Origin of the sequence: Nonomuraea sp. NPDC049480 (assembly GCF_044465905.1) — a bacterium.
Classification (GTDB): domain Bacteria; phylum Actinomycetota; class Actinomycetes; order Streptosporangiales; family Streptosporangiaceae; genus Nonomuraea.
The window spans coordinates 377,474-404,218 of the sequence record NZ_JBITMD010000002.1 but is presented as its reverse complement, the minus strand read 5'-3'; the positions used below and the strand labels follow the sequence as shown (position 1 = coordinate 404,218).

The window sequence follows — 26,745 nt, the reverse complement described above, 5'->3', positions numbered from 1 at the left end:
TGCTAACATCAGGCCATATTTCCCGACATGTAGGTGACGGCGCTGTCCTCGTCGCCCAAGAGCCTGTAAAGCGCCCGAACGTGGACGCATAGTCATTCGGGTGCGGGGCAAGACGCTTCGCAGGGTGGTGGCTATGGCATATCGACGACTTTTGGGCCGTCTGGCGTACGGCTCCCGTTACGACCGCGTTCCGTGGGGTCAGCGCGTTTACGTACGGCCCGGCGAGCGGCTGATCCGCGAGGCGCAGTGGAAGTGGCTGATCAGGCGTGCGCCGGTCATGTCACAGGAGGAGTACCGGCGGCTGAGACCGCTGGGCGAGATCGAGGAGTTCCTCAGCTGCATGATGTGCGGGGAGCCGCGCCAGCAGCCGCTGTTCGAGCCGACCGGCGGCAACGGATGGCGTTACTTCGTCGTCCGCTGTCCCTCCTGCGGCTTCCTCTACCGCAATCCGAACGTCCGCCCCGAGCGGCTCGGCGACCTGTACGCCACCGGCTACAGCAACTTCCTGACCGGCACGTACGCCGCCAACCGGCAACGCCGCTACGACCTCACCATGAAGGCGTTCTCGCCGGTGTTCGACGAAGGCAAGGAGCGGCGGCTGCTCGACTTCGGCTCCGGCGTCGGGCTGTTCCTGGAACTGGCCGAGCAGCGCGGGTTCGACGCCTGCGGGGTCGACCTGTCGCCGGAGTCCGTGGAGCAGGCCAACGAGCGGCTCAGCCGGGCGCGGACCTACTTCGGCGCGCCCGAGGACGTGCCGGAGATCGCCGAAGGCGGCTTCGACGTGATCACGCTCTGGTCGGTGCTCGCGCACCTGCCCAGGCCGCTGGAGGACTTCGCGAAGTTCCGCCGCCTGCTGGCGCCCGGCGGGGTGCTGCTCATCCTGACGGTCAACGCCAGGTCGCTGCTGCTCAAGGCGTACGGGCCGGGGTGGAGCGGCTTCACCAAGAACCACCTGATGTTCTACTCCTCGGAGACCGTGCGCACACTGCTCGGCCGTACGGGCTTCGCCGGGGTCGCCTTCGCGCCCCACTACGGCGACACCGTCGAAGCCGGCACCACCAAGCTGCCCGCCGACCTGACCGCGCGGCTGCGGCGCAACGTGGAGCTCAGCGACGGCGGCAACATGATGCGGGTCCTGGCCTTCGCCGACGAGGAGGCGATCGGCCGCTGGGGCGGCGGCCCGCTGACGGTCCACCGCCTGCACGCGTAGCGTCTCTGATCGGCTTGGCGATCCTGAGGAATCCCCAGGAGCAGTGCACGGCTATGGGACCGAGGAGCCTAGATCTCGGGGATGCCCAAGTCGGATGGGCTCGCGTGGGCGGGCAGCTTGGCCAGCTCGGGGCCGAGCTGCTCGATCAGCCGCTGCACCAGCGCGGCCCGCCGGACCCGCTCGCGGCCCAGCTCGCGCGGCACCACGCCCAGATGCCCGCCGGACGGGTAGATGTTGGGCGCGTTGCGCAGTCCCATCTTCAGGTAGACGGGCGCGGTGGCCCGGACGATCTCCACCGCCTCGTAGAAGCGTACGAACCCGCCCTGGTCGTCCGGCACCTCCAGGTAGAGGTCGATCGGCAGCCGGGTCGCGGCCCGGATCTCGGCCAGGTGCGGCACGGTCAGATCGGTGCCGACGTTGACCGTGGTGGCGCCCAGCCGCTCCAGGATCGCGGCGGTGGGGCCGTTCGTGAGGGGCAGCAGCACGGAGGTCTTCAGGACCAGGTTCGCCGGCAGCGTGCCGTCCTCCTTCAGCGCCCGCAGCACCTCCAGCGTGCCGAGGTCGCCCACGAGCAGGCTGCGGATGCCCAGCGAGCAGGCCCGCAGGGCGTCCGCCACGCACGCCGCCACCATCGTGTTGCCACGCGCCGCCGCCCCCACGGCCTGCGTGAGCTTGGCCTGGCCGCCGGTGTCCCAGGCGGCCCGTGGCCCCAGGAACAGGTTGACCTCGATGCCGCGTTCGGCCCCGATGCTCGCCATTTCGGAAATTTCGGCGTCTGTCAGCATCATCACGCCGCTGCCCTGCGACGTCCTGGCGATCGGCACATTCATCCGGTCCGCCTCCGCCACCACGGCCTCCAGCACGGCCGGCCCCTCCACACTGGGGATCTCGTACCGGTACGGCGCGCCGTCCGCGAAGGCGTGCCCGGAGGGGGCGGCCGCCTGGACCACCGGGTGTCCGAGGCGGGCCATCAGCGCGTGCAGGTCGGCGAGGCTGGTCATGGCAATCCCTTCCATCGGTGCTTCACCCAGCACTCTAGGATCTACCTATGCAGCTGGCCCCTGGAGTGCACGTCGCCATCACCGACCGGCACGGAGGCGTCAGCGCCCCGCCGTACGGCTCGCGCAACCTCGGAGGCCTGGTCGGCGACGACCCCGCGGCGGTGCGCGCCAACCGCGCGGGCGTGGCGGCCGAGCTGGGAGTGCGGGCCGTCGTCTTCATGCGCCAGATCCACAGCGCGGAGGTCGCGTACGTGAGCGAGCCGTTCGGTGACGACCCGCCGCCGCTCGACGGCGTGTTCACCACCGAGCCGGGGCTGGCGCTGGCCTCGCTCGGGGCCGACTGCCCCGCGGTGCTGGTGGCCGACCCGGAGGCCCGGATGGTCGGCGCCGCGCACTCCGGCCGGCCCGGCACCGAGGCCGGCATCGTCACCGCCCTGGTGGCGGCCATGGCCGCCAAGGGCGCCGCGCCGGGCAGGATGGTCGCGCTGGTGGGGCCCGGCGCCTGCGGCCGCTGCTACGAAGTGCCCGCCGCGCTGCGCGAACAGGTGGCGTCGAAGGTCCCCGGGACGTGGTCCACGACGTCGTGGGGCACGCCCGCGCTCGACCTGCGGGCCGGCATCGAGGCCCAGCTCAAGGCGGCGGGGCTGGCGGACGTACGCCACGACGCCCGCTGCACGATCGAGTCGGAAGAGCTCTACTCCCACCGCCGCGAGCAGCCGGGCGGCCGCTTCGCGGGACTCATCTGGCTGGCCTAGCCCTTTCCCCGGCTGCCGTTGAACACCACGTTCACGACGATGATCGCGATCCAGATCCACACCAGGTAGCCCGCGCGCTCCTCCCCCGAGAAGACGAGGGCCAGGGTGGCCAGAGTGCCGAGGGAGAGCGAGACGATCGCCAGTGCGAGCCGGTGCCCGTCAGGCGGCGGCCCTCCACGGACGGCCGCCTTCGGGGCGGCCTGGGCCAGGCGCTCGTCCACCCGCCGGTCGACCTCCTTGCCCATCTTGTCGAGGAACGACTCCACGATGGCGTCCTCGAACTCCGGCCCCAGATCGCGGCGGGCGGATACCGCTGCCTTTAATTCATCCCCTGTACTCATAGGTCGAGATATAACGGGATATTTCTCTATCGGGCAAGGATATCGTCGAGGTTGTAACTAACCGGACGCTCCAACTGCTCGTACGTGCACGACTCCGGCGTGCGGTCCGGCCGCCACCGCCGGAAGTGCGCGGTGTGCCGGAACCGGTCGCCCTCCATCTGGTCGTAGGCCACTTCCATCACCCGCTCCGGCCGCAACGGGATGAACGACAGGTCCTTCTTGGCGTTCCACCGCGACACCGCGCCCGGCACCCGCTGCCCGCCTGTCGCGGGCCCGGCGGCCGGCTGGCCGATGCCGGCCGCCGCCTGCTCGGCCCAGTGTCCCCAGGGGTGCTCGCTCAGCTCGGCGACGAGTGGCTTGAGCTCCTCCACCAGCTCCGCCCTGCGCGCCATCGGGAACGACGCCGCCACCCCCACATGGTGCAGCCTGCCGTCGTCGCCGTAGAGGCCGAGCAGCAGCGAGCCCACGATCGGGCCCGACTTGTGCTCCCGGTAGCCGCACACCACGACGTCGGCGGTCCGCTCGTGCTTGACCTTGAACATCGTGCGCTTGTCCGGGATGTACGGCTGGTCGCCCGGCTTGACGATGATGCCGTCGAGCCCCGCGCCCTCGAACGTCTCGAACCACTCCTGCGCCTGCTCGTCGCTGGTCGTGACGGGGGTCAGCCGTACGGACCCGGCCTTCTCCGGGAAGATGCCCTCCAGCCGTGCGCGGCGCTCCGAGAACGGCTCCTCCATCAGCGACTCGTCGCCCAGCGCCAGGAGATCGAACGCGATGAACTGGGCCGGCGTCCGCTCCGACAGCATCTGCACCCGCGACTTGGCCGGGTGGATGCGCTGCTGGAGCGCGTCGAAGTCGAGCTGCGACCCCGTGGGCAGCACGATCTCGCCGTCCACCACGCACTTGTCCGGCAGCTCGGCCCGCACCGCCTCGACCAGCTCGGGGAAGTAGCGCGTGAACGGCCGCTCGTTGCGGCTGCCCAGATAGACCTCGTCCCCGTCGCGGAACACGATGCAGCGGAAACCGTCCCACTTCGGCTCGTAGAACAGCGTGCCGTTCTGCTTCGGCATGGCCTTGACCGGCTTGGCCAGCATGGGTGGCACCGGCGGCCGCACCGGCAGATTGGGCACCGGCTCCGGCTCTTCGCCCGTCACGGCCGGCTCGATCACTTCGGTGGGCTCTGTCGGCTCGCTCATCGGCTCTGCTCCCTCGTGTACCTGCAGAAGAGGACCCCCTCCTCTTCCAGCACCTGGCTGAGATCCAGTCTGACCTGGGCGGGCTCGCCGTTCTGGATGCGCGCCGCGCCGCCCCCGACCAGCAGCGGGCTGATCGACAGGCACAGCTCGTCCACCAGTCCGCAGGCCGAGAGCTGGGCGTTGACCCGGGGCCCGCCCTCGCACAGGATCCTGGTCAGGCCGCGCTCGTGCAACTGCGCCACGGCCAGGCACATGTCGACGGTCTCCTCCCCGGCCACGATGACGTCGGCGTGCCTGGCCAGCTCCTTGCGCCGCTCGTGGGGCGCGGACTCGCAGGTGATCACGATCGTCCGGCTGATGGCGTCGGCGCTGAACAGCTCGTTGTCGAGATCGAAGCCGAGGCTGCGCGTGATGACCGCGATCGGCGGCACCTCGGGCCGGCCCGCGCGGATCTCCGTCCACGACTCGCGCGGCTTGACCGGGCCGTAGCCCTCCTTGCGCACGGTCGAGGCGCCCGCCACCACGACGTCGGCCAGCCCGCGCAGGATCTGGAAGATCCGCTTGTCGCCGCTGCTCGACAACCCGCCGGACCGCCCTTTGAGCCAGGCCGCGCCGTCGGCGCTCGCGACCATGTTGAGCCGCAACCACGGCCGCCCATCAGGGTAGGCGTACGCCTGCACGATGTCCGGGTTGTCCTGTATGTCGGGATATATGCGCCGCACCCCTCTACCTTGGCACACCCGACCGACAACCACCCACGCCCGCCCGCCCCGCCCCACCGCCTCCTGCCGCACTCGCCGCGCATGGCCGGCTGCCTCGCCTGCCGCGCCGCGCCGTACGGCCGCCGGCGAGGCGTGCGATCCGCCGGGACCGGGGTGTCGTTCGCCTTCGGCACATCGGGATCCGCGACGGCGACACTCCCCTTGACCTTCCATTTCCTCGGCGCTGGAGGATCAAGTCGCCGAGCCGGTCGAGGGCTCCTTCCAGGGTCCGGCTGGGATGGAGGAGATGACCTCGACGTCGCCGCGTTGAGGGACGGATAGCGCTTTTGTGTATCCCGGGACATACCGGCGACTGTCTGCGTAACGTGACAACAGGGGATGGGGACTGACAGGGAGGGGCCCGTGGGTCTGGTCACCGCCGGGACGTGGACGATCGCCGCACTCGCCGGGGTGTACCTGCTCTACCTCTGGCTCTCCGGAGGCGGCGCGCGCCGGGCCAAGGTCACCCGTTTCCCGATGGCGTTGATCCTCTCCCATCCGACCCTGGCCGTGTCCGCGCTGGTGTGCTGGGTCGCCGGGCTGGTCACGGGGAGCCGGGTGCTGGTGTGGGTGGCGTTCGGGGGGCTGGCGGCGGCCGCGCTGCTGGGGTTCGCGATGTTCACCCGGTGGCTGGGGGCGGGGCGGCACGAGAAGGGCGGGGCGGGGTTCCCGGTCCTGGCCGTGACGCTGCACGGGCTGGCCGGGGTGACGACCTTCGCGCTGGTGTTCCTCAGCGCCAGCGCCGCCCGCGTCTTCTGATCACCTGGACTTGCGGGGCCGGCGGAGGACCTGGAGCGAACGGGCCGTGACGGCCACCAGGTCGCCCGCATGCCACTCCTCCTCCGCGAACGCGTCCTCCACCGTGTCGTGGCTGGTGTCGAGGACGGGCAGCCACCCGTCGCCGCACTCCTCGCCGGGCAGCGTGAACGCCATGTTCTCGTGGTGGGCGTTGATCAGCAGCAGGAACGAGTCGTCCACGATCCGCTCGCCCCGCGGCCCCGGCTCGGTGATCGCCTCGCCGTTCAGGTAGACCATGAGCGACTTGGCGTACCCGATGTGCCAGTCGCCCGCCGTCATCTCCGTCCCGTCCGGCGTGAGCCAGACCAGGTCGCGAGCGCCGTTGTCGGGGTGGCGGCCGTGGAAGAAGCGGCGGCGCTGGAAGACCGGGTGCTCGCGGCGCAGCTTCGACAGCACGCGGACGAACTCCAGCAGGTCGGACTCGGTGTGCAGCATGGACCAGTCCACCCAGGCCAGCTCGTTGTCCTGGCAGTAGGCGTTGTTGTTGCCGCGCTGCGTGCGGCCGAGCTCGTCGCCGTGGGACAACATCGGCACACCCTGCGACAGGAACAGCGTGGCCAGGAAGTTGCGGCGCTGGCGGCGGCGGAGCGTGACGACCTCGGGGTCCTCGACGGGGCCCTCAGCCCCGCTGTTCCACGAGCGGTTGTCGTTGGTGCCGTCGCGGTTGTCCTCGCCGTTGTCCTCGTTGTGCTTGTGGTCGTACGACACCAGGTCGGAGAGCGTGAACCCGTCGTGGCAGGTCACGAAGTTGATGGAGGCGACCGGGCGGCGCCCCGAGGACTCGTAGAGGTCGGCGGAGCCGGTCAGGCGGGAGGCGAACTCGGGCAGGGCGGAATGGGTGCCCCTCCAGAAATCTCGCACGATGTCCCGGTATTTGCCGTTCCACTCCGTCCACAAAGGCGGGAAATTTCCGACCTGGTAGCCCCCGGGCCCCACATCCCACGGCTCGGCGATCAGCTTGACCTGAGAGATCACCGGATCCTGCTGGATCAGGTCGAAGAACGCGCTCAGCCGGTCCACGTCGTGCAGCTCCCGCGCGAGCGCCGACGCCAGGTCGAACCGGAACCCGTCGACGTGCATCTCCAGCACCCAGTAGCGCAGCGAGTCCATGATCAGCTGCAGCGCGTGCGGCGAGCGCACGTTGAGCGAGTTGCCGCACCCGGTGTAGTCGAGGTAGTAGCGCCGGTCGCCGTCGTGCAGCCGGTAGTAGGCCGTGTTGTCGATGCCTCTGAACCCCAGCGTGGGCCCCATGTGGTCGCCCTCGGCCGTGTGGTTGTAGACCACGTCGAGGATGACCTCGATCCCGGCCTCGTGCAGCGCCCGCACCATGGCCTTGAACTCCAGCACCTGCTGCCCCCGCGTGCCCGCGCTGGAGTAGCCGCCGTGGGGCGCCAGGTAGGCCATGGTGTTGTAGCCCCAGTAGTTGGTCAGCCCGCGCGCCACCAGGAAGTGCTCGGGCACGAAGTGGTGCACCGGCATCAGCTCGACCGCGGTGACCCCCAGCGACAGCAGGTGATCGATGATCGCCGGATGCCCCACGCCGGCGTACGTCCCCCGCAGGTCGGGCGGCACGTCGGGATGCCGCATGGTGAGCCCGCGCACATGGGCCTCGTAGATCACGGTCTGGTGGTACGGGATGCGCGGCGACCGGTCGTTGCCCCACTCGAAGAACGGGTTGATGACGACGTTCTTCGGCATGTAGGGCGCGCTGTCCTCGGTGTTGCGCCGGGCCGGATCGGTGAAGTAGTAGGGGAACAGCGCCTGGTTCCAGGTCAGCTCGCCGTCGATGGCCTTGGCGTAGGGGTCGAGCAGCAGCTTGGCGGGGTTGCACCGGTGCCCCTGCGACGGCTCGTAGGGGCCGTGCACGCGGAAGCCGTACCGCTGTCCCGGCTCGATCCCCGGCAGGTGGCCATGCCAGACGAAGCCGTCGACCTCGGGCAGGTCGACGCGCTCCTCGGAACCGTCGTCATGAAAAAGGCACAGCTCAACCCGCTCGGCGACCTCGGAGAACACCGCAAAGCTGGTGCCAACGCCATCCCAGGTTGCGCCGAGTGGATAGGGCTCGCCCGGCCAGACCTCGCGCATGTGGCCCAATTGTCGCACGGGAAACCGCTCTTGGTCTCTCAATGACCCGACAGCCTCACGCCGGCCCTCTCCGGCCTGCGCATTCTCGGCTCGGCGCCGCCCGTCCCCGGCCCGCCGAACTCCCGCCCGGCGCGCGGGCACCGGCGGTCATCCGCCGGGTGCGCGTTCACGGAGCGGGGGGAGGGGCGGCCGCGGACGACGCCGGGGGCCGGTGGAGGGAATGTCAGAGGAGCTCGGCCTTCAGCGTGATCGTGGTGCCCGTGAGGGCCTTGCTGACGGGGCAGTTGGCCTTGGCGGTCTCGGCGGCCTCCTGGAACTGCTCGGCCGAGATCCCCGGGACGTGCCCCTTCACCGTGATCACGATGCCCGTGATGCCCTCACCCGGCTGGAACGTCACGTCCGCGCTGGTCTGCAGCGACTCCGGCGGCGTGCCGGCCCCGGCCAGGCCGTGTGAGAGCGCCATCGAGAAACACGACGAGTGGGCGGCCGCGATGAGCTCCTCCGGCGACGTCTTGCCGTTCGCCGCCTCGGCCCTGGAGGGCCACGAGACCTCGAACGTGCCGACGCCTGAGCTGTCGAGCGAGACGGTGCCCGACCCGTCGAGCAGCGCGCCCTTCCACTGCGTGGTGGCGGTGCGGGTGGTGGCCATGACTATGTGCTCCCTCCATCGTGGACTTCCGACCCTATCGCCGCGGATCGCACACCGACAAAGTGCGGCACGCGAGTCATCCGGCTCTACTTTTCCGGCGAATAATGTCATGCTCGGGTCGCGGCGCATCGGCCGCCTTGGTCCGGATTACAACGGGAGTGTGGTGCCAGTGGAGGCGCCGTACGACGACCGCCTGCTGCACCAGCGGGTGGTCGGCGGCGATGAGTCCGCACTGGGAGAGGTTTACGATCGGTTCTCCTCGCTGATCTTCGGCCTGTCTCTGCGGGTCACCAGGGACCGGGTGATCGCGGAGGACATCACACAGGAGGTGTTCCTGGTCTTCTGGGAACGGCCGCTGGCCTACGACCCGGATCGCGGCACGTTGCGGGCCTGGCTCGCGACGATCGCGCACCGCCGGGCGGTCGACCACGTGCGCGCCGAGGAGCGGCGGCGCGTGTCGGTGCTGGGGCCCCGGTTGTTCGAGCGTGAGCCCGCCAGGCTGGAGGACAACGTGCTCGCCGCCGACGAGGCCGCCCGCGTGCGGCAGGCGGTGACGGCGCTGCCCGACAGCCTCAGACAGGCGGTCGAGTTAGCCTACTTCGGGGGCAGAACATATCGGCAGGTCGGCGAAGAACTGGGCGTGCCCGAGGGCACGGCCAAATCGCGCATCCGGCTGGCCCTGAGGCGGCTGGCGGACGCGCTGGCGGAGGAAGAGGTGTGATGGACCCCGTCGAGCGTCTCTACCTGGACGCGATGATGGAGGACCCGGCGGTGCCGGCCCATTCGTTGCGCCCTCAGCTTCTGGCCGGGGCCCGGGCACGGCGCAGGCCCGCGGCTCCCACCGCCGCATGGGCGGAGCCCTACGCGGGCCGTGTGGCCGCGATGGACGCGTTGCTGGCCTCGGCCGTGGACGACGACTGGTCGCGCGTCATCGTCGAGGGATGGACGCTGCAGGAACTCGTCGCCCACCTGGCCGCCAAAGACGGCCTCCTCGCCGCCTCCGTGGGCGCCCCCGTCCTGGGCCCGCCGCTCGGGGCGACCGACTCGCTGGGGCGTACGAGCGACGTCCAGACCTACGAGCGGGCGCGCAGCCCCGAGCAGACGCGACGGGACTGGCGGGCCCAGGCCGACGCGCTCTGCCGCCACCTGGCCGGGCTGCCCGCCGCCACGCCGGCCACCCTGGACGGCATGGAGGTCCCGGTGAGCGACCACATCCTGGCCAGGTGCCTGGAGACGTGGGTCCACACGGACGACGCCGCCAGGACGGCCCAGATCCGCCTGCCGGACCCGATCCCTGAGCACATCCGGCCGACCGCGGACCTGTGCGCCCGCCTGCTGCCCTGGACGATGCTCCTCTCGGGGCTGAACGGCGCCGGCCGCACCCTGCACCTGACGCTGACGGGTCCGGGCGGGGGAGAGTGGGTGCTTCCGCTGGGCGTGGAGGACAGCGAGCCCGGGGAGCCGGACACCCACATCACCGCGGACGTGGTGAAGTTCTGTTTCCTGCTGGGCGGCAGGGGGGACCCGGCGGACTTCCCGGCCGAGCTGGCCGGCGATCTGGTCCTGGCCAGGGACGTCCTCACGACCGCCCCGGCCCTCTCAGGTCCCTGACCTGCTCCGCACCTGATCCCACGCCGCCCTCCGCTCCAGCCGGCCCGCGCCTGGACGGCGGACGGCGTGGCAGGACGGTGCGGTGCGCGGCGTCGGTGGCGCCGGTGGGCGGCGTCAGGTTCATCGCGGCGGCTCGTGGCCGATGAGTCCGGCGACCCCGGACGGTCTGTCCTCGGTGAGAGACGACGGAGAGGAGTTCCCATGGGTGAGGCAGGCCTGTCGCGGGCGCGGCTGGAGCGGATGGGGGAGGTGCTGGCCGAGGCCGTGGCGGGCGGCGACGTGCCGGGGGTGGTCGCGCTGGTGCACCGGCGCGGCGAAACGCACGTGCTGGCGCTCGGCACCTTGGAGCTCGGCGGCGGCCCGCCGATGCGCCGGGACACGATCTTCCGCATGGCGTCCATGATCAAGCCGATCACCGCCGCCGCCACCATGATCCTCGTCGAGGAGCGCCGGCTGCGGCTGGACGACCCGGTGGACGGCCTGCTCCCCGAGCTGGCGGAGCCGCGCGTCCTGCGCCGCCCCGACGGGCCGCTCGACGACACCGTGCCCGCCGAGCGTGCGATCACGGTACGCGACCTGCTGACCTTCCGCCTGGGCGCCGGCCTGGTGATGGACGAGAGCCCGATCCAGCGGGCGATGCTCGAGGCCGGCCTGGGGATCGGCCCGGACGGGCCCGCGTTCGGCCCGGACGAGTGGATCAAACGGCTGGGCGCGCTGCCGCTGGTGCACCAGCCGGGGACGGCGTGGATGTACCACACGGGCTCGGACGTGCTGGGGGTGCTGATCGCCCGCGCCACGGGGCGGCCGTTCGCCGAGTTCCTGCGCGAGCGCGTCTTCGAGCCCCTGGGAATGCGCGACACCGGCTTCCACCTGCCGCGGGAGAAGCTCGACCGGCTCGCGGTCCCGTACGCCGCCGACCCGCTGACCGGCGCGCTGACACGCCGCCCGGAGCCGCGGGAGGGCAAGTGGGACCGTCCGCCGGACTTCCCCTCGGGCGCCGGCGGCCCGAGCCTGCTCTCGACCGCCGACGACTACCTGGCCTTCTGCCGCGTGCTGCTGCGCAAGGGCCGGTACGACGGCGGCCGGCTCCTGTCCAGGCCCGCGGTCGGCCTGATGACCACCGACCATCTCACCCCCGCGCAGAAGGCCGGCAACGAGCTGTTCTTCGGGACGGGCGGCTGGGGGTTCGGCCTCGCGATCGACGCGCGTCGCGACGACCTGGCCGTCGGCCCGGGCCGCTTCGGGTGGACCGGTGGCCTCGGCACCGAGGCGTACACCGACCCGGCCGAGGACCTGGTCGGCATCCTGCTCACCCAGCGCGCCCTGGCCTCGCCGCTGCCGCCGCGCGTGTTCCAGGACTTCTGGACCTTGGCGTACGCGGCGATCGACGACTGAGCCGCCGCAGCCGGACGCGGCCACCGGAATGGCCACGCGGTATTTGTCGGGATTTGTGGTACATGCCACGTCGCCGTCCAGCCCCGCCGGCGTCCAGGAGGCGGGGCCCCGGGACCGTCGCCCGGCGCGCGCCGAGACCGTCGTCTAAGCTCTTAGACCCTGCATGACGAGAGGGGGTCCTCGTGACAGGCGACGAGACGGGGCTGGCGGGGCTGCTGTACGAGTTCGGCCTGCTCAAGCGCTACAAGCGGACCGGGTGGCTGGTCGCCGGGGTGCGCGACCCGGAGAGCGTGGCCGAGCACTCGTTCCGCGCGGCGATCATCGCCGCCGTGATCGCCAGGCTCGAAGGCGGCCATCCGGAGCGGGCCGCGTTCATGGCCCTGTTCCACGACACGCAGGAGACGCGCATCACCGACATCCCGTACATCGGCAAGCGCTACCTGAAGGCGGCGTCCAACGAGGAGGTCACCGCCGACCAGGTGCGGCCCGTGACGGAGCCGGTGGCGGACATGGTGCGTGACGCGGTGGCGGAGTACGAGGAGAAGGCCAGCGTCGAGGCCGTCTGCGCGCGGGACGCCGACAAGCTGGAGTGCCTCATCCAGGCCGTCGAATACCGCGAGCAGGGGCACCAGAACGTCCAGGGCTGGATCGACAGCTCGCTCGCCGCCATCACGACCGCGACGGGTAAACGTCTGGCGGAGGAGGCCTTGCGCACGGGCACCCTGGACTGGGTGACCCGCGTGCTCAACGGCGACTGAGGCCCCCTCCGGCGCTATTGCTGCGTGACGAGGTCTCTGGCGTACTCGTCGTCGCTCTCGGCCAGCACCCGCTGCGCCCCCTGGGCGGCCCGATCGTCGCCGCGGACGGCGAGCCCGTGCGTGGCCTCGGCCACCGTGGTCAGGTTGGGGTCCGTCAGCCTGGCCGCCAGCGCCTCGCGGATGCGCGGCGTGTCGGCCTCCAGACCCGCCAGCCCGTGGGTGGCCCATTCGCGCACGTCCGGGTTGTCGTCCCCGGTCATCTCGATCAGCAGCGCCAGGCCCTCTTCGTGGTCCGGCGGCAGCACGTCGGCCAGCGCGATCGGGTCCGTCATCGTGCGCTTGTGATCGGGGCGGCGGATGACGTCCAGGATCGCCGGCAGCGCCCGCGGGTCGCCCTGGTGGCCGAGCGCGGACAGCACCGAGCGCAGCACCAGCGGGTTGCCCTCCGTGGTGACCATCTTCAGCAGCAGCGGCAGCGTGCGCTCGAGATACGGCTTGTCGTCCTCGGTGACCCCGAACTGGGCGATCGCGTCCACGCCGAACTCCCGCTCCCTGGCGTCCTCGCTCACACACAGCCTGGCCAGGGCCTCGTACGTCCCCTCGTCGCCCCGCCTGCGCAGCGTGTCGGCGACGACCCACCAGGTCTCGGCGTCCTCGTCGACGTCGCGGTGCGCCACGGCCCGTGCCACGAGCTGCTCCACCGGCGTGTAGATCCCGGACGCCTCCTCCAGCAGGGTCGCGACGGCCGCGTGGCCCCGCTGCGCCTGGACCTCCTCGGTCTCGGAGCCGTCCGGCGCGCGGCCGGTCACGGTGACCAGCTCGGTGCCGTCCTTGGCGTGCTGGCGGCTCACGACGTACTCCCAGCCCTCCTGCTCGATCTGGTCGAGCAGCGCGCTCTCCAGGTGCACGCCGACCCAGTCGACTGCGATGTCGGTCGGCGTGTCGCCGTCGCCGTCGAACTTCGCGGGGTCGGCGCCCGCCCGCAGCAGGCGTTGCGTCACGCCCAGCGCGCCGCGCCTGGCGGCCAGCGTGAGCGGGGTGTCGCCGTCGTCGTTGGCCGCGTCCAGGTCGGCGCCGGCCTCGATCAGCAGCTCGGCGGTGGCGGCCTGGCCGTTGGCGGCGGCCCAGTGAAGCGCCGTCCAGCCGCCGGACTCCCGTGCGTTGACGTCGGCGCCGGATGTCAGCAGCGTCTTCGCGGTGTCGTACCGGTCCCAGGCGGCCGCCGCGCACAGCGGCAGCCCCTCCTCGTCGCCTCTGTCGGGGTCGGCGCCGCCGGCCAGCAACTTGCCCACGGTATCGGTCTCGCCGTTCAACGCCGCGCGGTAGAGCTGTTCCTCATGCATGACACGGACCCTAGCTTGGTCCGGCCGCGCCCCGGGCCAAGCTAGGGCCATGTCATCGACTGGTACGCGCCCACGCCTCGCCGGGGTTCAACGACCATGACAAATGTGCATACAACGGCTATGACACTTCTCCTCCAGAAGGAGGAGCTTCATCCCGGCGAATTCGAGATATGTTGCGAGTATGAGTGATCCCGGTGAGGTCCGCGCGTCGGACGCCGAGCGTGAGGCCGTCGTCGAGCAGCTCCGTGTCGCCTCGGTGGAGGGCAGGCTCACGCTGGCCGAGTTGACCGACCGCACGGAGGCCGCCTATACCGCCACCACGCACGCCGAGCTCGCGATGCTCACCCAGGACCTGCCCGCCTCCGGCGCCGTGCCCGCCGGAGCCCGGCCGCCAGTGCCCGCTCGTGAGGGCAGGAAGCGGCGCTGGTTCGTGGGCATCATGGGCGACTCCAAGCGCCGCGGGAAGTGGCGGATCGACCAGGAGCTCGGTGCCGTCGCCGTGATGGGCGACGTCGTGCTGGACCTGCGCGAGGCCGAGGTGCGCATGGACGTGGTCGACATCACGGCCGTCTCCGTGATGGGCGACGTGAAGATCATCGTACCCGACGGGGTCAACGTGGACCTCGACGGGATGGCGATCATGGGCGACAAGAAGGTGGACGTGCTGGAGGCGGCGCCCGGCATGAACGTCCCCGTGGTGCGGGTGCACGCGTACGCCGTGATGGGCGACGTCAAGGTGCTCGGCGACTCCCAGGCGCAGCCGCTGAAGCGCGGCTTCGCGGTCTGGCGCGAGCACTGGCGGCAGATGCACGGTGAGGACTGGCGGCAGCTCGGCCGGCAGTTGCGGGCCGAGGGCCGCGAGCTGCGCCGGCAGATGCGCGACCAGCACCGGGATCTCGGGCGCGGCTACTGACGAACGTTCCCGGTCCTCAAGCAATCGTCGTGCGCCGCTAGACCGCGAGCGACACCGGCTGCCGCTGCGCCGCGGCGTACCGCTCCAGCAGCACGCCGACGAGCTCCGGCGCGGGCCCCAGCACGTCGGCCACGACCGCGGCGCCCGCCTCCAGCGTCGTGCGCCGCACCTTGTCGGCGAAGTAGCCGGGCGCCAGCAGGTACGGGGCGACGACGACGCGCGGCGCCCCCGCGCGTACCAGCTCCGCCACCGCCCGCTCGGGGGACGGGTCGGCGGCCGAGGCGTAGGCGGCCTTGACCGTCCACCAGCCGGCCCGCCGCCACTCCCGCGCCAGCCCCGAGATCACCGCGTTGGCTCTGGCGTCGCTCGAACCCGCCGACACCAGCACCACCGCCGTGTCCGGGTCTCCCGGCCGCACGCCCGCCTCGGCCAGCCGCCGCTCCAGCGCGGCGATCAACAGCGGATGCGGGCCAAGCGTGGTGCCGTAGTGCATGCGCAGGCGCGGCGAACGCGCCCGCACCTCGTTCAGCGCCGCCGGCAGGTCCACCCGGCTGTGGTAGGCCTCGGTGAGCAGCAGCGGCAGCACCACCGCCTCCTCCAGGCCGTCCAGGGCCTGGGAGAGCGTGGGAGCGCAGTGATCCAGGTACGCGACGCGGACGTCCAAAGGGACCTGGTCGAGCAGCGCGGCCACGGTGGCGGCGGCACGCGGGTCTCGCGACCCGTGCGCCACCGCCACCAGTGGCACGCCACCGGGGGCCGTCCCGCCTGCCAGCGGAACGGGTCCCCTCCTGGGGATCACAGGTGAATGCCGCATTCGACCTTCCCCAGGCCCGCCCAGCGCCCGCTGCGCGGATCCTCTCCCTCCGCGACCTGCCGCGTGCACGGCGCGCAGCCGATCGAGGGGTAGTTGTCATAGTGCAACGGGTTGATCAGCACCCCGTTGTCGGCGATGTAGTTGTCGACGTCCTCCTGGGTCCAGGCCGCGATCGGGTTGACCTTGACCATCTGCCGCTTGGCGTCCCACTCGACGACCTTGGTGTTCGTCCGGCTGGACGACTCGTCGCGGCGGATGCCGGAGACCCACGCCAGGTACGGCTCCAGCGCCCGGTTCAGCGGCTCCACCTTGCGCAGGTAGCAGCACAGGTCCGGGTTGCGGCCGAACAGCCGCGGGCCGAGGTCGCGATCCTGCTCCGCGACCGTCCGCGACGACTTGATGTCGATCACGTTGACGTCGTACACCTGGCGCACCGCGTCCCGCGTGCCGATCGTCTCGGCGAAGTGGTAGCCGGTGTCGATGAACAGCACGTCCACGCCGGGCTTGACCCTGCTCACCAGGTCGATGAGGAGGGCGTCGCTCATTGACGACGTCAGGCAGAGCCGGTCCCCGAACGTCGCCGCCGCCCAGCGGATGATCTCGCGAGCGGGGGCGCCCTCCAGGAACGTGGCGGCCGACTCGACGATGTCCTGCAGGTCGAGCGTGCCGCGCTGCTCTCTCAGACCGACCTCGATGTCCACCAGCGTCATATCTTCACTCCGATTCCAAGAAATTTCAGCTTGAAGGCACGAGCGCAGGCTCGGCAGTACCAGCCGCCGTCACTCTCATAAGGTTCGAGGTCCTCGTCGCCGCAGTACGGGCAGTGGAACGGAACCGCTCGCGTGGTCATTTCAGGTCCGCCTCGTCCGCTCGCTGCACCCAGTCGGCGAACGACTCGCCTTCCTTCTTCTGGGCGTCGTAGTTCTTCACCACGCGCTCCACGTAGTCGGGCAGCGCCATGGCGGTGGTCTTCAGACCGCGCACCTTCCGGCCGAAGCCGGGGTTGACGCCGAGCGAGCCGCCCAGGTGGACCTGGAAGCCCTCCACCTGGTCGCCGTTCTCGTCCACCACCAGCTGGCCCTTGAGCCCGATGTCGGCGACCTGGATGCGGGCGCAGGAGTTGGGGCAGCCGTTGACGTTGATGGTCAGCGGCTCCTGGAAGTCCGGCAGCCGGCGCTCCAGCTCGTCGATGAGGTGGGCGGCGGTGGCCTTGGTCTCGACGATGGCCAGCTTGCAGTACTCGATGCCGGTGCACGCCATCGTCTGCCGCCGGAACGTGGACGGCCTGACCTGCAGGTCGTTGGCCTCCAGCTCGGCCACGATCGAGTCGACCTGGTCCGCGGCGACGTCCAGGATCACCATCTTCTGCTCGACCGTGGTCCGCACCCGGCCGGAGCCGTGGCGCTCGGCGATGTCGGCGATCTTGTGCAGCTTGTCGCCGTCGAGGCGGCCCACCTTGGGCGCGAAGCCGACGTAGAAGCCGCCGTTCTTCTGCGGGAAGACGCCCACGTGGTCGCGGCGGCTGCCGCGCGGCTGCTCGGGGGCCGGCCCGTCGGGCAGCGGCGCCTTCAGGTATTCGGTCTCGAGGATCTCGCGGAACTTCTCCACGCCCCAGTCGTTGACCAGGAACTTGATCCGCGCCCGGTGCCGCAGCCTCCGGTAGCCGTAGTCGCGGAAGATCCCGACCACGCCCTCGTAGACGTCGGCCACCTGCTCCGGCTTGACGAACACGCCGATGCGCTTGCCGAGCATCGGGTTCGTGGACAGGCCGCCGCCCACCCACAGGTCGTAGCCGGCCTCGCCCTGCTCGTTGACCACGCCGACGAACGCGATGTCGTTGATCTCGTGCACCGTGCAGTGCGCCGGGCAGCCGCTCACCGCCGACTTGAACTTGCGAGGCAGGTTCGAGTACGCCGGGTTGCCGACGACCCGTTCCTGGACCTCGTGGATCTGCTCGGTGGCGTCGATCACCTCGTCGGAGTCGATCCCCGCCAGCGGACAGCCCAGGATCACGCGCGGCGTGTCGCCGCAGGCCTCCGTGGTCGACAGGCCCACGGCCTCCAGCCGCTCCCAGATGTCGGGCACCGACTCGATCTCGATCCAGTGCAGCTGGACGTTCTGGCGGTCGGTCAGGTCTGCGGTGCCGCGGCCGTACTCGTTGGAGATGTCCGCGATCGTGCGCAGCTGCGCCAGATCGAGCTGGCCGCCGTCGATGCGCACGCGCAGCATGAAGTAGCGGTCGTCGAGCTCCTCCGGATCGAGGATCGCCGTCTTGCCCCCGTCGATGCCGGGCTTGCGCTGGGTGTAAAGGCCGTACCAGCGCATGCGGCCACGTAGGTCGGCGGGGTCGATCGAGTCGAAGCCACGCTTGGAGTAGATGTCGATGATGCGCTGGCGGACGTTGAGGCCGTCGTCGTTCTTCTTGTTCTCTTCGTTCTTGTTGAGCGGCTCACGGTAACCGAGAGCCCACTGGCCTTCGCCGCGCGGGCGCTTGTGGTGCCGGCTGGCAGGAGTGCGGCTGGCAGGGGTGCTCATTGCGCGTCCTTCGGATCATGGGCGCGCGCACGATTCCTCCGGGCCTCGTCATCGAGGGGCAGGAAAGTTCAGGAGGCTTGCGACGCGCTCTGCGGCAGAGAAAAACGGGGTCAGTGGGCGTCGCAACAGATGGCACTGCGGACACGCAGAAGGTCGACGTGGCGTCGACCGACGAGCATGGGGTCCGCTGGCATGCTTCGACGATACCTTGGCGGTCCGGGATGTCCAAGACTGGTCCAGAGTGTGGGACTGTCCGCTCTGAGCCCGGGTTTTCAGCCTTAAGCCTGCGTCTTCAGCCTTGGCGCCGCCAGCCGAGCTTCGAGTCCTTGGGTTGTGCCTCCGTTTTGTGCTGACAATCACACCAGGAGCCGCCGCGGCAGTCCTCGTGCCGTCTGTCCTTGCAGCTCTCGCAGATCACACCGCCATTATTCTCCTAGAACCTTATTCGGGTTAGGCTGGCGCCCGTGGATCTCATGGCCGAGTTGCTCGGCGACCTCCGGGCCGAGACCGCGTCCTTCGAGGCGCTGCTGCAGCCGCTGCGGGACGCGGACTGGGAACTGGCCACACCCGCCGAGGGATGGGCCATCCGCGACCAGGTGAGCCATCTGGCGTGGTTCGACGCCGCCGCCGCCCGGGCGGTCAGCGACCCCGAGGGCTTCCACGCCGCGCTGGCAGGATTCCGCTCGGTCGACGACCCCGTCCTGGAGGCGCGCGGGATGCCGCCGGCCGAGCTGCGCGAGTGGTTCCGCGCCGCCCGCGGCCGCAGCCTCGAGGCGTTCGCCGCGGTGGACGCCCGCGACCGGGTGCCGTGGTTCGGGCCGCCGATGTCGGCCGCGTCCTTCGTCACCGCGCGGCTGATGGAGACCTGGGCGCACGGCCAGGACGTCGCCGACGCGCTCGGCGTCGTCAGGGAGCCGACGGCCCGGCTGCGGCACGTCGCCATGATCGGGTTCCGGGCCCGGCCGTACAGCTTCGCCGTGCGCGGCCTGCCCGAGCCGGCCGAGCCGGTGCGCGTGGAACTGGCCATGCCGGACGGGAGCACGTGGACGGCGGGCCCGCCGGAGGCGGTCTCCGTGGTGCGCGGGCCGATCCTCGGCTTCTGCCTGGTCGTCACCCAGCGCCTGCACCTGTCCGACGCCGCACTGGAGCTGGACGGCGAGCCGGCGCGGGCCTGGATGGAGATCGCCCAGGCGTTCGCCGGTCCCCCGGGGAAGGGCCGGGGTCCCAGATCAGGGTGAAATCAGGGACGCAAGCGGCACGAGCGGTGACATGCTGTAAGCATGCGGACGATTCTTAATGTCATCTGGCTGGTGTTCGCCGGGATCTGGCTCGCGATGGGATACGCGCTGGCCGGGATCATCTGCTGCATCCTCATCGTCACCATCCCGTTCGGCATCGCCTCGTTCAGGATCGCCGCGTACGCGCTGTGGCCCTTCGGCCGGACCGTCGTCCGCGACCCCGACGCGGGGGCGTTCTCCCTCCTCGGCAACGTCATCTGGTGCGTGGTCGCCGGCATCTGGCTGGCCATCGGCCACGTCGTCACCTCGATCCCGCTGTTCATCTCCATCATCGGCATCCCGATGGGCGTCGCGAACATCAAGATGATCCCGGTCTCCCTTCTTCCGCTGGGCGCCCGCATCGTCGACGACGACTAGGGCAGGCGCAGGGACGTAAGCTGTCCGGAAGAGTCACTGCGAATACGTTGGGTGCCATGACGTCCACTGATGCGCCCCCCCGGCCGAAGAGAGGGCTGGTCTCCAACGCCCGGGCGAGGCTGAGCTGGGTGCTCGACACGAAGTCGTGGGCGATCGTTCGCGCGGCCGCGAACGCCGGCGTCACCTACCGGGTGACGGGGCTGGCCGGCGAGGCGGCCTTCTTCGCGCTGCTGTCGCTGCCCCCTTTCGTGCTGGGCCTGATCGGCGTGCTGGGCAAGCTCGGCGCGTGGCTGGGCCCCGTCGTGGTCAAGCAGGTCAACGACTGGGTGATCGAACAGGCGGGTGTGCTGTTCACCGACGACGCCATAACGACAGTGGTCAAGCCGCTCATCGCCGACGTGCTCAGCGACGACGCCGGCAAGGTGTCGATCATCTCGCTGGGTTTCCTGCTGTCGCTCTGGTCCGGCTCCAGAGCCCTCTACGTGTACGTGGACCTCATCTCCGTCGCCTACGGCCTGGGCGAGGAACGCGGAATCATCCGCACCAGGCTCATGTCGTTCGGCCTCTACGTCGTGGGCCTGCTCATCGGCATCATCGTCATGCCGATCCTGATCGTCGGCCCGACGCTGCTCAAGGACGCGCTGCCGGGCGAGTACGGCATCATGATCGACATACTCTACTGGCCCGTCGTGGTCGTCGGCTCCGTGCTGTTCCTGACCGTCCTCTACCACGTCAGCGTGCCGGTGCGGACCAAGTGGTACCGCGAGCTGCCCGGCGCCATCCTGGCGCTCTTCCTGTGGATCGTCTGCGCGGCGGTGCTGCGTGCCGTGCTGGCCGCCTGGTTCTCGCCCGTCTCCGTGTACGGCTCGCTGGCGGCGCCCATCGCGCTGCTGCTGTGGCTCTACATCACGGCGCTGGCGGTGCTCATCGGAGCCATCCTGAACGCCGAGGTCGATCGGCTCTGGCCGGGCGTGAGCCGTACCACCGCTCCATGAACGTGCTGCTCAGCAAGGAGTGACGTCCGGCGGGATCCGCTATCGTCTAGAGCGAGACGCGACTGGCGCATTGGGTGGGATCGACCACCGGGGAGCGAAAGGAGCGGAGGCCGTGCGCCTGGGTCTTCGCAGGTTGTCAACGATGACAGGAGAGTCATGAGTTCTCTCGCTAGCGTCGACCCGCAGATCGCCGAGCTCATCAAGGCGGAAGAGCGTCGCCAGGCCGACACGGTCAAGCTCATCGCGTCGGAAAACTACGTCTCCAAGGCTGTGCTGGAGGCCACCGGCACCGTCTTGACGAACAAATACTCCGAGGGCTACGCGGGCAAGCGTTACTACGAGGGCCAGCAGGTCATCGACCAGGTCGAGACTCTGGCCATCGAGCGCGCCAAGTCGCTGTTCGGCGTCAACCACGCCAACGTCCAGCCCTACTCCGGCTCGCCCGCCAACCTCGCCGTCTACATGGCGTTCCTGCAGCCCGGCGACACCGTGATGGGCATGGGCCTGCCGTTCGGCGGCCACCTCACGCACGGCTGGTCGGTCTCGGCCACCGGCAAGTGGTTCAACCCGGTCCGCTACGGCGTACGCAAGGACACCGGCCGCATCGACCTCGACGAGGTCAGGCAGCTCGCGCTGGAGCACCGGCCGAAGCTGATCTTCTGCGGCGGCACCGCGATCCCGCGCACCATCGACTTCGAGGGCTTCGCCTCGATCGCCCGCGAGGTCGGGGCCGTGCTGGCCGCCGACATCGCCCACATCGCGGGCCTGGTCGCGGGCGGCGCGCACCCGTCACCCGTCGGCCACGCCGACGTGATCTCCACGACCACCCACAAGACGCTGCGCGGCCCGCGCGGTGCCATGCTCATGGCCACCAGCGACGAGCACGCCACGGCGCTCAACAAGGCCGTCTTCCCCGGCCTGCAGGGCGGCCCCCACAACCACACCACCGCCGCCATCGCCGTCGCGCTCCACGAGGCCGCCCAGCCGTCCTTCCGCGACTACGCGCACCAGGTCGTCGCCAACGCCAAGGCCCTGGCCGACGAGCTCGCCTCCCGCGGGTTCGACCTGGTGTCCGGCGGCACCGACAACCACCTGATCCTGCTCGACCTCACGCCCAAGGGCATCGGCGGCAAGCCGGCCGCCCAGGCGCTCGACCGCGCGGGGCTGGAGACCAACTACAACACGGTGCCGTTCGACACGCGCAAGCCGTTCGACCCGTCGGGCATCCGCATCGGCACGCCGTCCGTCACGTCGCGGGGGATGGGTGAGGCCGAGATGCGGCAGATCGGCGCCTGGATGGACGAGGTCGTCACCGCCCTCGCCAAGGGCGACGCCGAGGACGTCATCAGCCGCGTCCACCACGAGGTCAGCGAGCTCACCGCCCAGTTCCCGGCTCCCGGCCTCTAGAGCTGCCTCGAGGACAGGTTCTTCACGGCGGGGCCGAGTGGGGACGCCACCCATCGCACGGGGCCGACGGCCTCCAGGGTGACGCCCTCGGACCCGCACGTCGCCGTACGGCACCGCGCCGACGTGCGGCGCCGCCTCGGTCTCGCGTGACAGAACGCCCCGCCGCACGGGCTCCCGTGTGCGGCGGGGCGTTCGTCGCGGCGGGGTGGGCCGGAGTACCCCGTCGCGGTGGCCGGGCGCGGGACCCGGAGGACTGGTCGCCGCGTCGGCCGGGAACGGCTCGCCGGGGGACGGGACCGAGTCGCCCCCCGGCGAGCCTCAGCCGAGGAAGACGTAGTCGGCCCCGTACGCGACCCTGGCTTCGGCGCCGGGCTCGCAGGACCCCGCGGGGGCGACGCCGCCGGTGGTGCTGAGCCGGAGTATCTGGGTGGCATGGGCGAGCAGGCCCGTGTCCGCGCCCGCCTGGGCGGCGTCCAGCACCAGCTCGGGGATGTTGCCCGCGCCATTGGGGACGCGGGTGACCACGGTGCCGCGCACCGCGCTGCCGTCGGGGGCGATCCACTGCGGCGGGCCCGAGCCCGGCGTCACGAACGAGTGGTCGATCCCGCGCCGGAGCTTGGCCGACACACCGAGCTGGGCGAAGGCGTGGCCGCCCGACGGCTGCTGGGCGCAGGTGTAGATCTGCTCGCCGCGCGACACCTCCGCCGTGAGCGCGCGCGGGTGGGTGAACGGCTCGCCGCCGAGCCGTCCCCGTACGGCGCCGCGGTCGGACTCGGCCGTCCGCAGGGTCGCGTGGTAGCGGCCCGGGCTCCCGGCGATCCGCTCGGCGACCTTGGCCGGGACCGGCGTCACCCCCGCGACGCCGGTCGCGTTCTCCGGAAGGGCGCCCGCGAACAGGTCCGCCGTCACGGGCCCGATGGCGCCCTCGCGCACCTGCCCGCCGGTCACCGGGGCGAGCCCCGACCAGTGGGCGGTGTAGGCGATGGAGGAGCCGGCGGGGTGGAGCCACCAGGTGGCCTGCCCGTCCCGGTCGCCGCCGCTCTCCGCGGCCGCCTCGGCCGCCACCGGCGCGTTCCCGGCCCGTGCCGACAGCGTGGCCTGGTCGCTGCCGTGCAGGACGCCGTTGAGGTCGATCGGCCGGTTGAGACGGTGGAACTGGCCGCGTACCGCGCCCCTGGGGTGGGCGGCGTCGGGCAGGTTGGCGTAGAAGCCGCCGGGGTCGGTCACGAGCGCCTTGATCAGCTCGGGGTCGGCCCGCACGGTGCCGGTCATGCCGAGCACGGTCCCGGGCAGCGGGCCGGCGAAGAACTCCAGCCGCGCCTCGCCCTCGGCACCCCTGGCACCCGCGTGGACGCGGGCGGCGACCGGCGTGCCGATTCTGTGCCACCGGGCGGCATACGTGACCTCGTCCCCGCTGATCCGGAGCACGACCGTCGACTGCCCGTCGGCGTCGCCCGCGGCTCCCACCTCGTTCGCGCCGCGCAGCCCCGCCGCGAGGTACACCTCGTCGCCGGACGCGTACGCCGGCGCCGGAGCGGCCAGCAGGGCGGCCGCGAGCACCGCACCACCAGGAGCGGCGAATTTCCGGATAGACATGGCGAAACCTCGTAAAGGGCCGGATATTCCGATCGATACGGCAAGCAGTACGCGAGCGGGCCCGCCGAGGTTCAATCCGGATGCGAGAAATTTCCCCCGAGCCGCCACAGGACAGAAAAAAAGCCCTCCCACCAGCGGTGGGAGGGCTTCCAAGGCCGCGAGTCAGACCTGAATGGTGAGCAGCTTCTTCCCCTCCGAGGTCACCACCTCGAAGTGGTCGATGTCCTTCAACGACGTCGCGCTGCCCCCGTGCATGTAGAGCGGATCGGGAGACCCCGGCACTCCGTACCCGGCTGGAGGCACGGACCACCCGGTCATCACCCGGCGCTCACCCGACTTGTCAACAGAGATCAGCTCACACTCCAGCGGCCCTTTGACGCCGGCCAGCTTGAGCGCCGCGTGCGTGCCCCATCCCTTGGACTCCACCACGACCCCGCCGGTGACCCCGTCGACGCCCTTGCCCTCAAGGGGCCGGCCGTCGGCGTAGAACTGCTCGGCCGGGCCCATGTGCTCGCCCATGGGATTGGACTGCCCTTGGGCGGCCTGCTGCGGGTCGCCCCCGCTGAGCTGCGTGCCGACGGTGAGCCCACCGGCCACCAGCGTGACCGCGGCCGCCATTCCGATCACGAACGTCCCCTTGCGCCTCTTCCTGTGCGCCGCCTTTCTGTGCCGCACCATGTCGATCGCCGGGGCCGGCGACGGCGGGTGCTCGTCCTCAATGGGACCACCTAGACCGTTCAGCACGCTGGCCACCCCGGCCAGCTCCGTAAGTTCGGAGCGGCAGGGGGCGCAGAAGAGAAGATGGGCCTCGAACGCTTCCTTGTCCTCGTCATCGAGCAGGCCGAGCGCATACGCGCCCACGTCCGTGTGCTCGACTCTCGATGTCACGCCGTCACCCCCCTCTCCTCCAGCGCGATCCGCAGCGCGCGAACGGCGTAATAAACTCGGGACTTCACGGTCCCCACCGGAATGCCGAGCGCCTCGGCGGCGTCGTTGACCGACCTGTCTCGCAGGATCGTCTCGTTGAGGATCTCGCGATGGGCCGGGGACAACGCCTTCAGGGCCTCAGACACGACCACCTGGTGCAGGAGTCCCTCCATCTCGTCCGGCACGGGCATGCTCTCCAGCGGCCCGTCACCCGACTCCTGGGGGCGGGCGTCCCTGCGCCGCCGGTCATCGATCACGATACGTCTGGCGACCGTGGCTAACCAGGGCATCAGCGATATCGCGTTCGGGTCGAACTGGTCAGCGCTCCGCCAGGCTCTGATCATGGTCTCCTGAACCACGTCTTCCGCCCACTGCCGATCGCCCGCCGTAAGCCGGATCACGAAGCCTAGCAGCGGCCTGTGATACTCCCGGTAAAGCTCGGACACTGCCACGTCGTCGTCGGGCGCCTCGCGATCCGGTCGCACGTGCCGGATCCTGTGGCGTGAGCGCGGCTTGCCCATCGGGGCGGCTCCGTCGGCCGAGGGCGGGGGATACGTGCTCGCTCGCATCATTTCCCCTTTCTCGTGTCCGTCGGGAGGAGGTACGAGGAGTCGGCATGCCGCGGTTCAACGAAACGCCATGCCAATTGGATTGCATCGCCCGGGACAGGTGCGTAGAGTCTGCCCGGGAAACGATCGAGGAGGTGAGGACTATGCGGGTCGTCTTGTTCTGCGCGCCATCAGTCCCCCTCCGGGCGCTCGTCTGACGCTGCCCGGTTCCTTCTCGAATCAAAGGTTTCATTCCGTTGTCTTACGATCTTTCTCTGCTCGGCTGGACAGATCTCCGTGCCGCCGAGCTGCCTGCCGGAACCATCCCCGCCCGCGTGGCCCGCGTCGACCGCGGCGCCGCCGAGGTGATCGCCGCCGACGGCCAGCATCACGTCAAGTACGCCGCCCACGTCCGCCGTGCGTCCGCCGCCGACCCCGTCGCGCTGCCGTGCGTCGGGGACTGGGCCGCACTCAGGCTGCTGCCCGAAGGCCGCTACGAGCTCGACGAGGTGCTGCCGAGGACGACCGCTTTCATCAGGGGCGGTGTGAGCCGCGACTCGGTCGGCGGCCTGTCCGGCGACGGCCAGGGCCAGGTGCTCGCGGCCAACGTCGACATCGTGTTCGTGGCCGAGCCGTCCATGCACTCCACCGACTTCGCCGACCTCGGCCGCATCGAGCGGCTCGTCGCGCTGGCCTGGGAGTCCGGCGGCACGCCCGTCGTGCTCGTCACCAAGTCCGACCTGTTCGAGGACGGCCTCGACGACCTGCTCGCCGACGTGCGGGTGGCCGCGCCCGGCGTGGACGTGCACGCCGTGTCCTCGCTGCTCGGGGACGGGGTGGAGCTGGCCGCCTCCTACCTCGGCGGCTCCCGTACGGCCGTCATCCTCGGGCCGTCCGGGGCCGGCAAGTCCACCCTCGTCAACGCGCTCGCCGGGGAGGGCGTCATGGAGACCCAGCAGGTACGCGCCGCCGACGGGCGCGGCCGGCACACCACCGTGCACCGGGAGCTGATCACGTTGCCCGGCGGCGGGCTCGTCATCGACACCCCCGGCATCCGCAGGATCGGGCTCTACGACATCGGGGAGGGCGTCGACCGCGTCTTCTCCGACATCGAGGCCCTGGCCGAACGGTGCAGGTTCGGCGACTGCGGGCACAACGGCGAGCCGGGCTGCGCGGTGCTGGAGGCGCTGGAGAACGGCGAGTTGCCGGAGCGGCGGCTGGAGAGCTGGCGCAAGCTGCAGCGCGAGGCCGCCTGGATGGCCGCCAGGACCGACGCGCGCCTGCGCAAGGAGCAGATGAACAAGTGGAAGGTGATCACGAAGGAGATGCGCCGCTCGGGCAGAAACCGCCCCTGACGCTGTGCCGATCCCAGGCCCCGCCCGCCCTGACGACCTGCCCACATGGTCGTGAGGGCGGGCGCGGGCGGGCCTCTTCGAGGGCGCTGGAACGAGC

General features: G+C 70.8%; 27 protein-coding genes and 1 riboswitch. Of the genes, 13 read left to right on the top strand and 14 right to left on the bottom strand.

What is annotated here, in order from left to right; genetic code table 11:
* Nucleotides 1–133 precede the first annotated feature (133 nt).
* Nucleotides 134–1,210: a class I SAM-dependent methyltransferase gene (locus ACIBX3_RS07315; protein ID WP_397114103.1), complete on the top strand. Its 1,077-nt coding sequence runs from the start codon at nucleotides 134–136 to the stop codon at nucleotides 1,208–1,210.
* Between the two features lie 68 nt (nucleotides 1,211–1,278).
* On the opposite strand, the gene ACIBX3_RS07310 is transcribed toward ACIBX3_RS07315, so the two are convergent.
* Nucleotides 1,279–2,211, bottom strand: a complete 933-nt coding sequence (locus ACIBX3_RS07310) for a hypothetical protein (RefSeq protein ID WP_397114101.1) — start codon at nucleotides 2,209–2,211, stop codon at nucleotides 1,279–1,281.
* Between the two features lie 47 nt (nucleotides 2,212–2,258).
* Between ACIBX3_RS07310 and pgeF the strand changes: the two genes are divergently transcribed.
* Entirely contained in the window at nucleotides 2,259–2,966 is a 708-nt protein-coding gene (gene pgeF, locus ACIBX3_RS07305) for a peptidoglycan editing factor PgeF (RefSeq protein ID WP_397114099.1), read from the top strand.
* Here pgeF and ACIBX3_RS07300 read toward each other — a convergent pair.
* From ACIBX3_RS07300 to ACIBX3_RS07290, 3 genes are read right to left on the bottom strand one after another with little or no spacing between them, the layout of a single operon-like run.
* Nucleotides 2,963–3,307: a hypothetical protein gene (locus ACIBX3_RS07300; protein ID WP_397114097.1), complete on the bottom strand. Its 345-nt coding sequence runs from the start codon at nucleotides 3,305–3,307 to the stop codon at nucleotides 2,963–2,965. The genes pgeF and ACIBX3_RS07300 overlap by 4 nt on opposite strands.
* A 26-nt stretch (nucleotides 3,308–3,333) precedes the next feature.
* A complete protein-coding gene (locus tag ACIBX3_RS07295; RefSeq protein WP_397114095.1) occupies nucleotides 3,334–4,503 on the bottom strand; it encodes an ATP-dependent DNA ligase in 1,170 nt (389 codons plus the stop codon).
* Nucleotides 4,500–5,225: a pyrimidine reductase family protein gene (locus ACIBX3_RS07290; protein ID WP_397114093.1), complete on the bottom strand. Its 726-nt coding sequence runs from the start codon at nucleotides 5,223–5,225 to the stop codon at nucleotides 4,500–4,502. The genes ACIBX3_RS07295 and ACIBX3_RS07290 overlap by 4 nt, the downstream gene beginning before the upstream one ends.
* Before the next feature lie 402 nt (nucleotides 5,226–5,627).
* Between ACIBX3_RS07290 and ACIBX3_RS07285 the strand changes: the two genes are divergently transcribed.
* Nucleotides 5,628–6,023 (top strand): hypothetical protein, encoded by a 396-nt coding sequence (locus ACIBX3_RS07285; protein WP_397114091.1) that lies wholly within the window; start codon nucleotides 5,628–5,630, stop codon nucleotides 6,021–6,023.
* Here the strand turns inward: ACIBX3_RS07285 and glgX are convergent, their stop codons facing one another.
* Nucleotides 6,024–8,147 (bottom strand): glycogen debranching protein GlgX, encoded by a 2,124-nt coding sequence (glgX, locus tag ACIBX3_RS07280; RefSeq protein WP_397114089.1) that lies wholly within the window; start codon nucleotides 8,145–8,147, stop codon nucleotides 6,024–6,026.
* A gap of 223 nt (nucleotides 8,148–8,370) precedes the next feature.
* Nucleotides 8,371–8,796 carry an OsmC family protein gene (locus ACIBX3_RS07275; protein ID WP_397114087.1) on the bottom strand — a complete coding sequence of 142 codons (426 nt, stop codon included), beginning with the start codon at nucleotides 8,794–8,796 and terminating at the stop codon, nucleotides 8,371–8,373.
* Nucleotides 8,797–8,956: 160 nt separating this feature from the next.
* Here ACIBX3_RS07275 and ACIBX3_RS07270 point away from each other — a divergent pair, with 160 nt between their 5' ends.
* The 4 genes from ACIBX3_RS07270 to ACIBX3_RS07255 all read left to right on the top strand — a co-directional run bounded on the left by ACIBX3_RS07270 (nucleotide 8,957) and on the right by ACIBX3_RS07255 (nucleotide 12,560).
* A complete protein-coding gene (locus ACIBX3_RS07270) occupies nucleotides 8,957–9,517 on the top strand; it encodes a sigma-70 family RNA polymerase sigma factor (protein ID WP_397114085.1) in 561 nt (186 codons plus the stop codon).
* Nucleotides 9,517–10,407 (top strand): maleylpyruvate isomerase family mycothiol-dependent enzyme, encoded by an 891-nt coding sequence (locus ACIBX3_RS07265; RefSeq protein ID WP_397114083.1) that lies wholly within the window; start codon nucleotides 9,517–9,519, stop codon nucleotides 10,405–10,407. The genes ACIBX3_RS07270 and ACIBX3_RS07265 overlap by 1 nt, the downstream gene beginning before the upstream one ends.
* Nucleotides 10,408–10,608: 201 nt before the next feature.
* Nucleotides 10,609–11,802, top strand: a complete 1,194-nt coding sequence (locus ACIBX3_RS07260) for a serine hydrolase domain-containing protein (RefSeq protein WP_397114081.1) — start codon at nucleotides 10,609–10,611, stop codon at nucleotides 11,800–11,802.
* A gap of 182 nt (nucleotides 11,803–11,984) precedes the next feature.
* On the top strand, nucleotides 11,985–12,560 hold the full coding sequence (locus tag ACIBX3_RS07255; RefSeq protein ID WP_397114079.1) for an HD family hydrolase: 576 nt from the start codon (nucleotides 11,985–11,987) through the stop codon (nucleotides 12,558–12,560).
* 14 nt (nucleotides 12,561–12,574) lie between these two features.
* Here ACIBX3_RS07255 and ACIBX3_RS07250 read toward each other — a convergent pair whose 3' ends face one another.
* The gene (locus ACIBX3_RS07250) at nucleotides 12,575–13,903 is read right to left on the bottom strand and encodes an ankyrin repeat domain-containing protein (protein ID WP_397114077.1); all 1,329 of its coding nucleotides are present in this window, start codon (nucleotides 13,901–13,903) and stop codon (nucleotides 12,575–12,577) included.
* Nucleotides 13,904–14,084: 181 nt separating this feature from the next.
* Between ACIBX3_RS07250 and ACIBX3_RS07245 the strand changes: the two genes are divergently transcribed.
* Nucleotides 14,085–14,816: a DUF1707 domain-containing protein gene (locus ACIBX3_RS07245; RefSeq protein WP_397114075.1), complete on the top strand. Its 732-nt coding sequence runs from the start codon at nucleotides 14,085–14,087 to the stop codon at nucleotides 14,814–14,816.
* 37 nt (nucleotides 14,817–14,853) lie between these two features.
* Here the strand turns inward: ACIBX3_RS07245 and ACIBX3_RS07240 are convergent, their stop codons facing one another.
* The 4 genes from ACIBX3_RS07240 to ACIBX3_RS07225 form a co-directional block, all read right to left on the bottom strand.
* On the bottom strand, nucleotides 14,854–15,630 hold the full coding sequence (locus tag ACIBX3_RS07240; protein ID WP_397114073.1) for a sirohydrochlorin chelatase: 777 nt from the start codon (nucleotides 15,628–15,630) through the stop codon (nucleotides 14,854–14,856).
* A complete protein-coding gene (locus tag ACIBX3_RS07235) occupies nucleotides 15,612–16,340 on the bottom strand; it encodes a phosphoadenylyl-sulfate reductase (protein WP_397114071.1) in 729 nt (242 codons plus the stop codon). The genes ACIBX3_RS07240 and ACIBX3_RS07235 overlap by 19 nt, the downstream gene beginning before the upstream one ends.
* Nucleotides 16,341–16,476: 136 nt before the next feature.
* A complete protein-coding gene (locus tag ACIBX3_RS07230) occupies nucleotides 16,477–18,165 on the bottom strand; it encodes a nitrite/sulfite reductase (RefSeq protein WP_397114069.1) in 1,689 nt (562 codons plus the stop codon).
* 110 nt (nucleotides 18,166–18,275) lie between these two features.
* Nucleotides 18,276–18,359: a putative leader peptide gene (locus tag ACIBX3_RS07225; RefSeq protein WP_397114993.1), complete on the bottom strand. Its 84-nt coding sequence runs from the start codon at nucleotides 18,357–18,359 to the stop codon at nucleotides 18,276–18,278.
* 270 nt (nucleotides 18,360–18,629) lie between these two features.
* Here ACIBX3_RS07225 and ACIBX3_RS07220 point away from each other — a divergent pair, with 270 nt between their 5' ends.
* From ACIBX3_RS07220 to glyA, 4 genes are all read left to right on the top strand, one after another.
* The gene (locus ACIBX3_RS07220) at nucleotides 18,630–19,403 is read left to right on the top strand and encodes a TIGR03084 family metal-binding protein (RefSeq protein WP_397114067.1); all 774 of its coding nucleotides are present in this window, start codon (nucleotides 18,630–18,632) and stop codon (nucleotides 19,401–19,403) included.
* A 42-nt stretch (nucleotides 19,404–19,445) separates the two neighbouring features.
* Nucleotides 19,446–19,820, top strand: a complete 375-nt coding sequence (locus ACIBX3_RS07215; RefSeq protein ID WP_397114065.1) for a YccF domain-containing protein — start codon at nucleotides 19,446–19,448, stop codon at nucleotides 19,818–19,820.
* 56 nt (nucleotides 19,821–19,876) lie between these two features.
* A complete protein-coding gene (locus ACIBX3_RS07210; protein WP_397114063.1) occupies nucleotides 19,877–20,815 on the top strand; it encodes a YihY/virulence factor BrkB family protein in 939 nt (312 codons plus the stop codon).
* Between the two features lie 48 nt (nucleotides 20,816–20,863).
* Nucleotides 20,864–20,946: riboswitch (ZMP/ZTP riboswitch) on the top strand.
* Nucleotides 20,947–20,971: 25 nt separating this feature from the next.
* Nucleotides 20,972–22,222 (top strand): serine hydroxymethyltransferase, encoded by a 1,251-nt coding sequence (gene glyA / locus ACIBX3_RS07205; protein WP_397114061.1) that lies wholly within the window; start codon nucleotides 20,972–20,974, stop codon nucleotides 22,220–22,222.
* Nucleotides 22,223–22,540: 318 nt separating this feature from the next.
* Here the strand turns inward: glyA and ACIBX3_RS07200 are convergent, their stop codons facing one another.
* The 3 genes from ACIBX3_RS07200 to ACIBX3_RS07190 all read right to left on the bottom strand — a co-directional run bounded on the left by ACIBX3_RS07200 (nucleotide 22,541) and on the right by ACIBX3_RS07190 (nucleotide 25,191).
* Nucleotides 22,541–23,818 (bottom strand): CHRD domain-containing protein, encoded by a 1,278-nt coding sequence (locus ACIBX3_RS07200; RefSeq protein ID WP_397114059.1) that lies wholly within the window; start codon nucleotides 23,816–23,818, stop codon nucleotides 22,541–22,543.
* A 162-nt stretch (nucleotides 23,819–23,980) separates the two neighbouring features.
* Nucleotides 23,981–24,706, bottom strand: coding sequence for an anti-sigma factor family protein (locus ACIBX3_RS07195; RefSeq protein WP_397114057.1), 726 nt, complete (start codon nucleotides 24,704–24,706; stop codon nucleotides 23,981–23,983).
* On the bottom strand, nucleotides 24,703–25,191 hold the full coding sequence (locus tag ACIBX3_RS07190; protein ID WP_397114991.1) for a sigma-70 family RNA polymerase sigma factor: 489 nt from the start codon (nucleotides 25,189–25,191) through the stop codon (nucleotides 24,703–24,705). The genes ACIBX3_RS07195 and ACIBX3_RS07190 overlap by 4 nt, the downstream gene beginning before the upstream one ends.
* Nucleotides 25,192–25,550: 359 nt before the next feature.
* Here ACIBX3_RS07190 and rsgA point away from each other — a divergent pair, with 359 nt between their 5' ends.
* Nucleotides 25,551–26,648, top strand: a complete 1,098-nt coding sequence (gene rsgA, locus ACIBX3_RS07185; protein WP_397114055.1) for a ribosome small subunit-dependent GTPase A — start codon at nucleotides 25,551–25,553, stop codon at nucleotides 26,646–26,648.
* Nucleotides 26,649–26,745 lie beyond the last annotated feature (97 nt).